This is a genomic window from Otariodibacter oris (assembly GCF_009684715.1).
Classification (GTDB): Bacteria; Pseudomonadota; Gammaproteobacteria; order Enterobacterales; family Pasteurellaceae; genus Otariodibacter; species Otariodibacter oris.
In genome coordinates this window covers 1616616-1629190 of sequence record NZ_CP016604.1, presented here as the reverse complement: position 1 = coordinate 1629190, position 12575 = coordinate 1616616, and the positions used below count along the sequence as shown (strand labels likewise).

At 37.2% G+C, this 12575-nt stretch carries 10 protein-coding genes; 3 read left to right on the top strand and 7 right to left on the bottom strand.

Annotated elements, in window-relative coordinates:
• Positions 1–54: 54 nt before the first annotated feature.
• From A6A10_RS07510 to hemA, 5 genes are all read right to left on the bottom strand, one after another.
• Positions 55–999: a peptidylprolyl isomerase gene (locus tag A6A10_RS07510; protein ID WP_121122642.1), complete on the bottom strand. Its 945-nt coding sequence runs from the start codon at positions 997–999 to the stop codon at positions 55–57.
• A gap of 82 nt (positions 1000–1081) precedes the next feature.
• Complete coding sequence (gene pyrR / locus A6A10_RS07505) at positions 1082–1618, bottom strand: bifunctional pyr operon transcriptional regulator/uracil phosphoribosyltransferase PyrR (protein WP_121122640.1); 537 nt, start codon at positions 1616–1618, stop codon at positions 1082–1084.
• A gap of 6 nt (positions 1619–1624) precedes the next feature.
• Positions 1625–3049: a bifunctional D-glycero-beta-D-manno-heptose-7-phosphate kinase/D-glycero-beta-D-manno-heptose 1-phosphate adenylyltransferase HldE gene (hldE, locus tag A6A10_RS07500; RefSeq protein ID WP_195759398.1), complete on the bottom strand. Its 1425-nt coding sequence runs from the start codon at positions 3047–3049 to the stop codon at positions 1625–1627.
• 96 nt (positions 3050–3145) lie between these two features.
• Entirely contained in the window at positions 3146–4657 is a 1512-nt protein-coding gene (gene der / locus A6A10_RS07495; RefSeq protein ID WP_121122636.1) for a ribosome biogenesis GTPase Der, read from the bottom strand.
• A gap of 147 nt (positions 4658–4804) precedes the next feature.
• Entirely contained in the window at positions 4805–6112 is a 1308-nt protein-coding gene (gene hemA / locus A6A10_RS07490; RefSeq protein WP_121122634.1) for a glutamyl-tRNA reductase, read from the bottom strand.
• A 267-nt stretch (positions 6113–6379) separates the two neighbouring features.
• On the opposite strand from hemA, the gene relA reads away from it, so the two are divergent.
• The gene (gene relA, locus A6A10_RS07485; RefSeq protein WP_121122633.1) at positions 6380–8587 is read left to right on the top strand and encodes a GTP diphosphokinase; all 2208 of its coding nucleotides are present in this window, start codon (positions 6380–6382) and stop codon (positions 8585–8587) included.
• Between the two features lie 19 nt (positions 8588–8606).
• On the top strand, positions 8607–9797 hold the full coding sequence (ispC, locus tag A6A10_RS07480) for a 1-deoxy-D-xylulose-5-phosphate reductoisomerase (protein ID WP_121122631.1): 1191 nt from the start codon (positions 8607–8609) through the stop codon (positions 9795–9797).
• A gap of 82 nt (positions 9798–9879) precedes the next feature.
• Here the strand turns inward: ispC and groL are convergent, their stop codons facing one another.
• Positions 9880–11523 (bottom strand): chaperonin GroEL, encoded by a 1644-nt coding sequence (gene groL / locus A6A10_RS07475; RefSeq protein ID WP_121122629.1) that lies wholly within the window; start codon positions 11521–11523, stop codon positions 9880–9882.
• 20 nt (positions 11524–11543) lie between these two features.
• On the bottom strand, positions 11544–11831 hold the full coding sequence (locus A6A10_RS07470; protein ID WP_121122627.1) for a co-chaperone GroES: 288 nt from the start codon (positions 11829–11831) through the stop codon (positions 11544–11546).
• A gap of 184 nt (positions 11832–12015) precedes the next feature.
• Here A6A10_RS07470 and A6A10_RS07465 point away from each other — a divergent pair, with 184 nt between their 5' ends.
• Positions 12016–12573: a GNAT family N-acetyltransferase gene (locus A6A10_RS07465; RefSeq protein ID WP_170143759.1), complete on the top strand. Its 558-nt coding sequence runs from the start codon at positions 12016–12018 to the stop codon at positions 12571–12573.
• The last annotated feature ends 2 nt before the right edge of the window (positions 12574–12575 follow it).

The window sequence follows — 12575 nt, the reverse complement described above, 5'->3', positions numbered from 1 at the left end:
TTATATAGACGAAAGAACCCCGCAAATGCGAGGTTCTTTTATATGGAGAAGATTTTACTTAATATATTTGATATCAGCACGATCTTTTAATGCTTTTACCCAGTTTTGTGAAGCGGCTTGTGCTTGTCTATTGATGATTTGCTCATAAGCTCTTTGTAAATAAGCATCCTCAGTTCTATCTGCTTGGCGAGTATCGGTTACTTTCATAATATGCCATCCAAACTCAGATTTAAATGGTTTAGATAGTACACCAATTTTGGTCTGTTGTGCGATTTTTGCAAAAGTTGGATCATAAACTTCTAAGAAGTTCCAACCTAAATCACCACCATCAGCGGCGGAGACATAATCTAAAGAATTTTTTTCTGCAGCACTTTCAAAGGTAGTTTTCCCAGAATTAATATCATCAGCGATAGCTGTTAATTTTGCTTTTGCTTGGGCATCATTCAGTATAGGATTTGTTTTAATTAAAATATGGCTAATATGATACTGCGTACCTGTTGCTGTTTTTAAGGTACCTGAAGCTTTTGCGTTATCTTGCATTTCTTTAGCTAAACGTTGGACATCTTCTGGTTGAACTTGAATACTACTTTCAATCGCTTGTTGGCGAACGCCTTGCATTAGTAGATCGTGTGCTAATTGTTGGCGGTATTGATTCAACGTAATACCTTGGTAATCGAGTGCATCAAGTAACTGACCATAAGTAATACCATTCTCAATAGCAATATTTTCAATTATTTGATCCACATAAGCATAATTTACTTTAATACCTGACTCTTGAATAGCACGTTGTACTAGAAAATCATCAATAGTATCATTCAGTGCTATTTGACGATTCTTCTCAGTATTAGCGCGTCTACCAAGGGCTTTATCTACTTCACTTTGCATAATAGGGTAGCCATCAACGGTAGCAACAACCCTTTCTTCTGCTTGTGCAATAGAAAATAATGAGAAGTAAGCGATCAATGTTGTAAATAATAATTTTACAAAGGTTAATTTCATTTTTATTCCTTATGGGACAATTAAAAATCAGTTTCCCCAATTTAGAAGATAATTTCTTCAAAAGGTTCAACCTTGTTTTATATTACTGAATTAAAGCGACTTGATTAATTCCATCATAGTGTAAAGTTCTTACTTGAATGCTTTCTGAACGGGATGTTGGGATGTTTTTCCCAACATAGTCTGCTCGAATGGGTAATTCTCTATGCCCTCTATCAATAAAGATAACCAATTCAATTTTTTTTGCTCTTCCTAAGTCAGCTAAAGCATCAAGTGCAGCTCTTATGGTTCTACCTGTAAATAATACGTCATCAACGAGAATAATCTCTTTATCCTGAATATTGATTGGATTGTCAATACCTGAATAAATAGGATCCTCAGTGGTCGGTGTTGTTGGATTAATATCATCACGATAAAACGTAATATCTAATGACATAATAGGTAGCTGAATTTGTACAAGCTCAAAAATACGAGCTTGTAGCATTTCTGCAATTTCAGCACCACGGCGTTTGACTCCAACCAAAACTAAATTGTCAAGAGAATGATGTTTCTCAATAATTTGGTGAGAAATACGTGAAATCGTACGTTGAAATTGTTCAGTATCAATGATGATTTTTTCCATTATATTTTATAGCCCTTGAATTTTTTTGATAACGTTAGAAGTCGAGCAGCCATTCTCAAAATTTAGTACTCTAACATCACCACCATTTGCCCAAACTTCTTGGCTACCTGCAATTTCTTCTGGTTTGTAGTCACCACCTTTTACTAATAAGTCAGGTAAAATTTCACCAATTAGGCGTTGTGGCGTATCTTCATCAAATGGCACTACCCAATCCACAGAAGCTAAGCCTGCAAGCACTGCCATTCTAGCATCAAGATCATTAATTGGACGGGTTTCACCTTTTAATCTTTTGACTGAAGCATCGGTATTGACAGCCACAATTAAGCGGTCTCCAAGTTTTCTGGCATTTTCAAGGTAAGAAACGTGTCCAGGGTGAAGAATATCGAAACAACCATTTGTCATCACAATTTTTTCACCACGTTGTTTAGCATCAAGTACAATTTGTTTTAAGGTTTGTTCTTCAGTAATCCCAAAACCTGTTTCAATACGCTGATGAATCGCTTGTTCTAATTCATTTTGCGTCACGGTTGAAGTACCGAGTTTGCCTACCACAATACCTGCCGCTGCATTAGCTAAATAACAAGCCTCTTCTAGAGGACGTTTATCGGCGATAGCTGTAGCTAATACGCTGATTACGGTATCGCCTGCACCTGTTACGTCATAAACTTCTTTTGCTTCTGTTGGTAAATGAAACACGGGTTGATTTGGGCGAAGTAAAGTCATGCCTTTTTCTGAACGTGTTACAAGTAATGCCTGTAAATCGTATTTCTCGATCATGGCTAAGCCTTGTTTTTCAATGTCATCATCTGTTGGGCAATGACCAGCAACGGCTTCAAATTCCGACATATTTGGGGTAAGTAATGTTGCACCGCGATAACGTTCAAAATTAGTGCCTTTTGGATCGATCAACACAGGCACATTGGCAGATCGTGCAATTTGAATCATTTTTTGCACAGAATCTAGCGTGCCTTTCCCATAATCAGATAGCACTAATGCACCATATTCTTGAATTTCATTTGTGAGTTTTTCAAGTAATAACGTATTATCAACGCCATGGAAATTTTCTTCAAAATCTAGACGTAATAGTTGCTGATGACGCGATAGAATACGTAATTTAGTAATGGTCGGATGGGTTTTTAATGCCACACAATGATTTTGAATATTATGTGAATTTAACAGTTTTCCTAATGCAGAGCCCGCATCATCTTCACCGATAAGACCATGTAGTGTAACAGGCACATTCAAACTGGCAATATTCATTGCCACATTTGCTGCACCGCCAGCGCGGTCTTCATTTTGCTGCACCTTAACTACGGGTACAGGGGCTTCTGGCGAAATACGATTTGTTGCACCAAACCAATAACGATCCAACATAACATCGCCCAGTACTAATACTTTAGCTTGGCGAAATTGAGGTGAGTATTCCATCATAATGAATTCCTTACGTTCTTACAACAACATAAAAGCGGTCAGATAAACAGCAATATTTGCAATATTTTGACACGATCTTACCGCTTGTTCTGCACATTATTTTTTATTTTTCTTAATAAATTTCATCAAACGTTTACGTTTACGTAGCTGATTTGGTGTCAGCTTATTGCGTTTACCGGCAAACGGATTATTCCCTTCTTGCAATAATACTCTGATTGGCGTACCAATAATGCGTAAACTCTTGCGGAAATAATTCGACAAGTAACGTTTATATGAATCGGGTAATTTTTCAATTTGGTTCCCGTGAATCACAATAATTGGCGGATTATAGCCACCCGGGTGAGCATATTTTAATTTCACTCGGCGACCATTTACCAATGGTGGTTGATGATCATCCGTTGCCATTTGCAATATACGAGTTAGCATGGAGGTCGTCATTTTTTGAGTTGCACATTGATAAGCCTCTTGAATTGATTCAAACAGATTACCTACGCCACTGCCGTGTAATGCAGAAATAAAATGCACTCGAGCAAAATCAATAAAATCTAAACGGCGATCTAATTCAGATTTCACGTTATCTTTAATATCTTGTGAAAGTCCATCCCATTTATTGACCACAATCACTAATGATTTACCCGCATTGAGAATAAAGCCAAGGAGTGAAAGATCCTGATCGGATACACCATCTCTTGCATCAATCGTTAATAACACTACATTGGCATCTTGGATCGCTTGTAATGTTTTGATTACCGAAAATTTTTCAACTGTTAAATGGACTTTTCCACGTTTGCGTACACCCGCAGTATCTATGATTGTATAATGCTGATCATCACGTTCCATTGGGATATACACTGAATCACGCGTTGTACCTGGTAAGTCATAAACTACAACACGATCTTCGCCTAAAATTCGATTAGTTAGGGTCGATTTACCGACATTAGGACGTCCTACAATCGCAATTTTGATATTTTTATTTTCTTCGCTTTCTTCAGACTCTTCTTCTAATAAAGCTTCATCAAGTAATGCGGTATCTTCTTCGTTATCAAAATCGAAATCATGATCCCATTCATCTTGTTCTGATTCGGCTTCATCTTCTTGTTTAGCCTCATCAAATTTTTCAGCTAGAGGTGCTAACACTTGCTCAATAAGTTGCGTTACGCCTCGTCCTTGTGCAGCAGCAATAGCTTCCACTTCACCTAAGCCTAACTGGTAGAATTCACCAATGTGTGAGTGCGCATCAATACCATCTGTTTTATTTGCCACCACAACGGTAGTTTTATCACGTTGGCGTAAATATTGTGCAATACCAATATCCGCAGGTAATAAGCCTGCTCTAGCATCCACAAGAAATAACACAACATCTGCTTCTTCAATCGCGAGTAACGATTGTTCAGCCATTTTCTCTTCAACGCCTTCCTCAGTACCATCAATTCCACCAGTATCAATAACAATAAAATCATGACCAGCAATATTGGCTTGACCATATTTACGATCACGAGTTAAACCAGGGAAATCTGCAACGAGAGCATCACGCGTTCGAGTGAGACGATTAAATAATGTGGATTTGCCCACATTGGGTCTGCCAACAAGGGCAATAACGGGAGTCATATAAATTAGAACCTCAATAACAATTCGGTTTACAATTATTTGTAAAATGCTTTGTATTATAGCCTAAATTATGGAGCAGCGGGGAAATCTAGTAAAAAACCCACAACAAGCGGTTAGTTTTATTAGATTTTTTGTAGAATATGAGGATTAATCTTCGATTTTTAAGGCTTTAGAAAAGCTGAGCAAGCCTTTTGAATTGCCACTTTTTGCCATCGATTGTAAAGCTTGAGTAGGGACATGAAGCAGTTGATTAGTCAGTTTATAACTTAATTCCTGTAGGACTTTTTCACTATCTTGTCCTTGTTGTAACGCACTTAATGCTTTATCTAATAATTCAATGCGAATTTCTTCAGCATTTTGGCGGTAATGTTTGATTAAATTACTGGATTGCTGTTTCTTAAGCCAAGCAAAGTATTCTTGCGCTTCTTGTTGCACGATTTCTTTAGCTTGTTCAGCGGCTTGTTGTCGATTGGCAATGTTTTGATCAATGATACTTTGCAGATCATCTACACTGTAGGAATAAACGCCATCTAATTCTGTGACAGTTTCATCAATATCACGCGGAACTGCAATATCAATCAATAACATTGGGGTAAAGTAGCGTTCTTTTTGTGCTGTTTCTACCATCGCTTTTGTAATCAGCGTATCGGGGCTACCCGTTGAGCTAATCACTACGTCTGCTTGGTTTAATCCGACTTGCAATGCACTCAAAGATAGGATTTGCATCGGTTGATCTAACTTCTTAGCTAATAACTCCGCTCTTTGCGGGGTACGGTTAGCAATCATGATATTTTTTGCACCGTGTTGTACTAAATAGCGAGAAACAAGTTCTATCGTTTCACCTGCGCCCACAAGGAGAAAACGTAATTTGTCGAAATTATCAAAGATTTGTTTTGCTAATCCACAAGCTGCATAAGCAACAGAAACTGCACTTGCTCCGATTTCTGTTTCCGTACGTACCCGTTTAGCTGCTGAAAAAGTTTTTTGGAATAGTCGAGATAGGTTACTTGATATGGCGCTACCGTGAGTTTGATAAAACTGCTCACTGATTTGATAGGCTTGTTTAACTTGTCCTAAAATCTGAGGTTCACCCAATACGAGAGAGTCTAAGCCACAAGCGACTTGCATTAGATGTTCCGCAGCATCCATATTTTGCTTGATATATAGTGATTCTTTTAGTTCATCTTTATCAATATGATGGATTTTAGCAAACCAATTCAAACATTGTTCACGCCAAGTAATATTGTCAATATGGTCTTCTTGTGGAGGAATATCGGGTTGATGAAAATAGAGCTCTGTACGATTACAAGTCGATAGAATAACGACACTTTCAGCTAAAGCTTGCTGAGAAACTTGTTCAAAGGCTTGCTCGCGTTTATTTTCAACAAACGCAACCTTTTCACGCAAGCTAACTGGCGCAGTTTTATGGTTAATGCCCAACGCAAGAATCGTCATTATTCAAAGCCCACAATATATAAAGAAAAAGTTGAGATATCTCCCAAAATTACGATCCTTCATTCTAATCAATCAGTTTACATACTGCAAATAATTGTCTTAATAGGTCAGGCCTATAACAAAGCTTGCCTTCTAATGAAAAGGTTATATGATATGGTTTAACGAGCTTTAAAAAGAATAAAAAAATCTCCATTTAGGTTATAATAGATTGGTATTTTTCTTGTCACACTCAGACAAGATTCCCTTTTGAGTATTTAGGAGGACTTTATGGTTGCGATTCGTCATTCACACCTACTTGATCCCAGTAATTTTGAATTGGCAAGTTGGAGTGCTGGGTTGCAGATGTCCCCAATTACTTTCGAAGAATTACTCCTTGCTTGGCGCTATGCTCAAGAAAAATTAGACACAAATAATAGCCATCTAATTTGGGGTGGCGTTGAAATGGTTGAGATTCTCCATAGTTTGAATATGGATGATGATAGTCTTGTTTCTGCGTTACTTTTTCCATTAGTTAAAAATAATGTGCTTGATCTTGTTGAGATTAACGAACGCTTTGGTGATCAGGTTCAACGCCTCGTCAAAGGTGTTTTAGAAATGGACAATATTCGCCAATTAAATGCGAGCCACGCCTCAGATTTACAAATTGATAATATCCGTAGAATGCTTTTGGCAATGGTTGATGATTTCCGTTGCGTTGTAATTAAGTTGGCGGAAAGAATTGTATTTTTACGGGATGAATCCCATTCAGAAGAAGATTTGGTATTAGCAGCAAAAGAGTGTGCACATATCTATGCCCCGCTAGCTAATCGATTGGGTATAGGGCAATTAAAATGGGAATTGGAAGATTATTGTTTTAGAGCCTTACATCCCCAAGTCTATCATCAAATTGCAAAATATGAATTAGGTGAGCGTCGCTTAGATCGTGAAAAATATATTGCAAATTTTGTCTCAGAACTGACCGCTTATTTGAAAGAATCTCTTTCAACGGTACAAGTATATGGACGTCCAAAACATATTTATAGTATTTGGAAAAAAATGCAGAAAAAACACCTGACGTTTAATAAATTATTTGATATTCGTGCAGTGAGAATTATCGTACCAACACTAGAAGACTGTTACACTGCATTAGGTATTGTTCATACACAATATAAACACTTACCTGAACATTTTGATGATTACATTTCTAACCCTAAACCTAATGGTTATCAATCTATTCACACCATTGTACTCGGTAAGGGTAATAAGCCGATTGAGATTCAGATTCGTACACAAAAAATGCATGATGAGGCAGAACTTGGTGTTGCTGCTCATTGGAAATATAAAGAAGGAGCGACAACTGGACGTACTGGCTATGAAGAAAAAATTGTCTGGCTACGTAAATTACTTGATTGGCAAAAAGATATTGCAGATTCCGCCGATATGGTTGGAGAAATGCGTTCACAAATCTTTGATGATCGAGTTTATGTATTTACACCAAAAGGTGAGGTAGTTGATTTACCAAAAGGTTCTACACCATTAGATTTTGCTTATTCGATTCATAGTGAAATTGGTCATCGTTGTATTGGAGCAAAAGTTGCAGGACGAATTGTTCCATTCACCTACCAATTGCAAATGGGAGACCAAGTTGAAATTAGTACCCAGAAAAATCCGAATCCTAGTCGAGATTGGTTAAATCCGAGTCAAGGGTTTGTTCACACCGCTAAGGCTCGTTCTAAAATTATCGCATGGTTTAAAAAACTCGACCGAGAAAAGAATATTCCTCTTGGAAAAGAAGCATTAGAAGCAGAAATGCTGAAGTTTAATTTTACATTGAAACAGATTGAAGAATATGCACTGCCACGTTATAACTTAAAACAAATGGATGATCTCTATGCAAGTATTGGAGGGGGGGATATTCGCTTAGGTCCGTTAATGAGTTACTTGCAAGGTAAGCTGATAAAAACAACGGCAGAGCAGGCGGATGAAGCAATTTTAAAACATGTGGCAAGTAAAGGGCAGAATACTCAAAAGCAAACTAAAAATAATGGCTTTATTGTTGTTGAAGGTGTGGGGAATTTAATGCACCACATTGCTCGTTGTTGTCATCCAATTCCAGGAGATAAGATTGTTGGCTATATTACACAAGGACGTGGTATTTCGATTCATCGGGATGACTGTGAACAGCTCTATGAATTGCAATTAATCAATCCTGAAAGGGTTGTTGAGGCACAATGGGGTGAAAATTATACTTCTGGATTTAATCTTATTATTAGAGTAATTGCTAATCCTTATAATGGGTTACTAAGAGATATTAGTGCCATTATGGCGAATGAAAAAGTGAATGTGATTGGTGTATCTAGCCGTACAGATACCAAGAAAAATATCACAACTATGGATATTGAAATAGAATTAAATAATATTCAATTCTTAACGAAATTATTGGCAAGAATTACACAATTGGAAGATGTGATTGAGGCTAAACGTTTATCAAATTAGCAAAAATAAAGGATAGAAAATGAAAAATTTAGTAATTTTGGGATCAACGGGTTCTATTGGAAAAAGTACCTTGTCTGTTGTTGAGCATAATCCTGATAAATATCATATTTTTGCTTTAGTGGGTGGACAGAATGTTGAATTGATGACAGAACAATGTCAAAAATACCAACCCGATTTTGCCGCCTTAGATGATGAAATCAAAGCAAAACAGTTAGCTGAAAACCTTAAAAATCTGAATGTAAAGACAGAAGTTGTATCAGGACAAAAAGCAATTTGTGAATTAGCTGCCGATAGACACGTTGATATGGTGATGGCTGCGATTGTAGGCGCTGCTGGGTTGTTGCCTACATTATCTGCGGTGCAAGCAGGTAAACAGGTTTTATTAGCCAATAAAGAATCTTTAGTTACTTGTGGGCAAATTTTTATTGATGAAGCAAGAAAATCAGGGGCGAAATTACTACCAGTAGACAGTGAACATAATGCGATTTTTCAGTCTTTGCCACCTGAAGCACAAAAACAAATTGGATTCTGCCCATTATCAGAATTAGGCATTAGTAAAATTGTGTTAACTGGTTCTGGTGGACCATTTAGAACCAAACCATTAACTGAATTTGATGCAATTACGCCTGCTCAAGCAGTGGCTCATCCGAATTGGTCCATGGGACAAAAAATTTCAGTTGATTCTGCAACAATGATGAATAAAGGATTGGAATATATTGAGGCTCGTTGGCTATTTAATGCGACGGCGGAAGAAATGGAAATTATTATTCATCCTCAATCTATTATTCATTCTATGGTGAGATATGTTGATGGCAGTGTGATTGCTCAAATGGGAAATCCTGATATGCGTACACCGATTGCACATACAATGGCATATCCGAATCGTATTCAATCAGGTGTTGAGCCTTTAGATTTCTTTAAATTATCTGAATTAACCTTTATCGAACCCGATTTCGCTCGTTATCCAAATTTAAAATTAGCGATAGAAGCCTTTGCTGAAGGACAATACGCAACAACGGCAATGAATGCGGCTAATGAAGTAGCGGTTGATGCATTTTTAAAGAATTTAATTCGATTCACTGATATTGCCGAAATTAATCGATCAGTAATAGAACATATTGCACCGATTGAAGTGAAAGAAATTGATGATGTACTACATATTGATGGGCTGTCTAGAGAATTAGCGGAACAAGCGGTGAAATTCCTATAATTTTTTAACATTTTCTAATGCTATAAAAAACTCCACTATTTATAAAATAGTGGAGTTTTTAGTTTTATGAGTTAAGCAAGAATTACATCATTCCGCCCATTCCACCCATACCGCCCATTCCAGCGTCTAGGCCTGCTTTGTCATCTTTTGGAAGGTCTGTGATCATACATTCTGTAGTAATCATTAAACCAGCGATAGAAGCTGCGAATTGTAATGCAGAACGAGTGACTTTAGTTGGATCTAAGATACCCATTTCTAACATATCGCCGTATTCTTCTGTTCCCGCATTGTAACCATAGTTACCTTTACCGTCTTTAACGTTACGAGCAACAACAGATGCTTCTTCACCCGCATTGCTAACGATTTGACGTAATGGAGACTCCATTGCACGAAGCGCTAATTTAATACCTACGTTTTGATCTTCGTTGTCGCCTTTTAAGCTTTCAGCTACTTTAGTTGCTGCACGTACTAATGCAACACCACCACCCGCAACAACACCTTCTTCAACGGCTGCACGAGTTGCGTGAAGAGCATCATCAACACGATCTTTCTTCTCTTTCATTTCAACTTCTGTTGCTGCACCCACTTTAATTACTGCAACACCGCCTGCTAATTTAGCAACACGTTCTTGAAGTTTTTCTTTATCGTAGTCAGAAGTTGAATCTTCAATTTGTTGGCGGATTTGAGCAACACGAGCTTTGATTTGCTCTTCATCACCCATACCATCGATGATAGTAGTATTGTCTTTAGTAATCACAACACGTTTTGCTTGACCAAGCTCTTCAAGTGTTGCTTTTTCTAATTCCATACCGATTTCTTCAGAGATCACAATACCTGCAGTTAAGATTGCGATATCTTGTAACATTGCTTTACGACGATCACCGAATCCAGGTGCTTTTACCGCAGCTACTTTCACGATACCACGCATATTGTTCACAACTAAAGTTGCAAGCGCTTCACCTTCAAGATCTTCAGAAATGATTAATAATGGTTTACCTGCTTTAGCAACAGCTTCTAATACTGGTAAAATTTCACGGATATTAGAGATTTTTTTATCAACTAAAAGGATATAAGGATTTTCTAATTCAACAGTACCTGCTTCTGGTTTGTTGATGAAATATGGAGAAAGGTAACCACGGTCGAATTGCATACCTTCAACAACATCTAAAGCATCTTCTAAACCTGTACCATCTTCAACAGTGATAACACCTTCTTTACCTACTTTTTCCATTGCTTGAGCAATTAATTTACCCACTGTGCTATCAGAGTTTGCAGAAATTGTACCAACTTGCTCGATCTCTTTTGATGTTTCGCATGGTTTTGATAATGATTTAAGTTCTTCAACTACAGAAGAAACCGCTTTATCGATACCACGTTTTAAATCCATTGGATTCATGCCTGCAGCAACGGCTTTTAAACCTTCATTAATAATAGCTTGTGCTAATACTGTTGCTGTTGTTGTACCATCACCCGCAGCATCATTGGCTTTTGATGCCACTTCTTTAACCATTTGTGCACCCATATTTTCGAATTTATCTTCTAATTCGATTTCACGAGCTACAGAAACACCATCTTTAGTAATTGCTGGCGCACCGAACGCTTTATCTAAAACAACATTACGACCTTTAGGACCAAGGGTTACTTTTACTGCGTCTGCTAATACATTCACACCTTTTAGCATTTTGCTACGTGCATCGTTACCAAATTTTACGTCTTTTGCTGCCATGTTCTTAATTCCTCTTTTGCTTATTCTACAATTGCTAAAATATTTTCTTCAGAAACGATTAGCACTTCTTCGCCATCAATTTTTTCTGCTTTCACGCCATATTCATTAAAGATAACTAAATCACCCACTTTTACGTGCATTGGATGAATATTACCATTTTCTAAAAGACGACCCTCACCTACAGCTAATACTTTAGCGCGAGTAGATTTAGCTGCTGCAGAACCAGTTAAAACGATTCCACCTGCTGATTTTGTTTCTTCTTCTTCACGTTTTAAAATTACTTTATCGTGTAACGGACGAATTTTCATTGAAATAGCTCCTAAAATAAATGAATAAATTTTGCCATACTGGCAGAACATGACAGTATTTGGAGACGGGATTTTTGTTTTCAAGAGAAAGCCGATAAAATTTGCAAAATTTTTAGTGAATCTCACCGCTTATTTATTACAATGTCGTTTGTTTAATCAGATAAGTAAGGGAAAGAGATCAAATATGTATCAAAATCAAATCCCACATGAAATCAGAGTCAATTCTAAAATTATCCTTGAGAAAATTGAACAATGCCATGCAGCTCCATTATTTGCACAATTAGATAAATATCGTCAATTCTTTGCACAATTTGTTGATTGGATTGATTTTAACAAGACCATCGAGGATAGCTTCAATTTTGTCGACACCAGCCAAAAAGAGGCGGAAGATGGGCTTGGATTTGTTTGGGTAATTTCTTATCAAGGAAATGTTGTCGGGGCTTTTTCCCTCAATAACCCGATAGATTGGGAAAATAAAACTGCTGAATTGGGCTATTGGCTCTCGCCAGATATACAAGGTAAAGGGATTATTACTCAATCGATCAATAAAGTGATAGAAGAAACAAAATCACTTTTTAATCATTACCGATTACGTTGTTCAGTACATAATCTTAAAAGTAATGCGGTGGCTGAGCGTTGTCAGTTTGAATTCGTGGGAATAGAAGGAAAAGGCTTAAAAATTGGTGAGCAATACTATGATTTGAATATTTATAGTAAAACATTATTGACTGATGAGAGATAAAT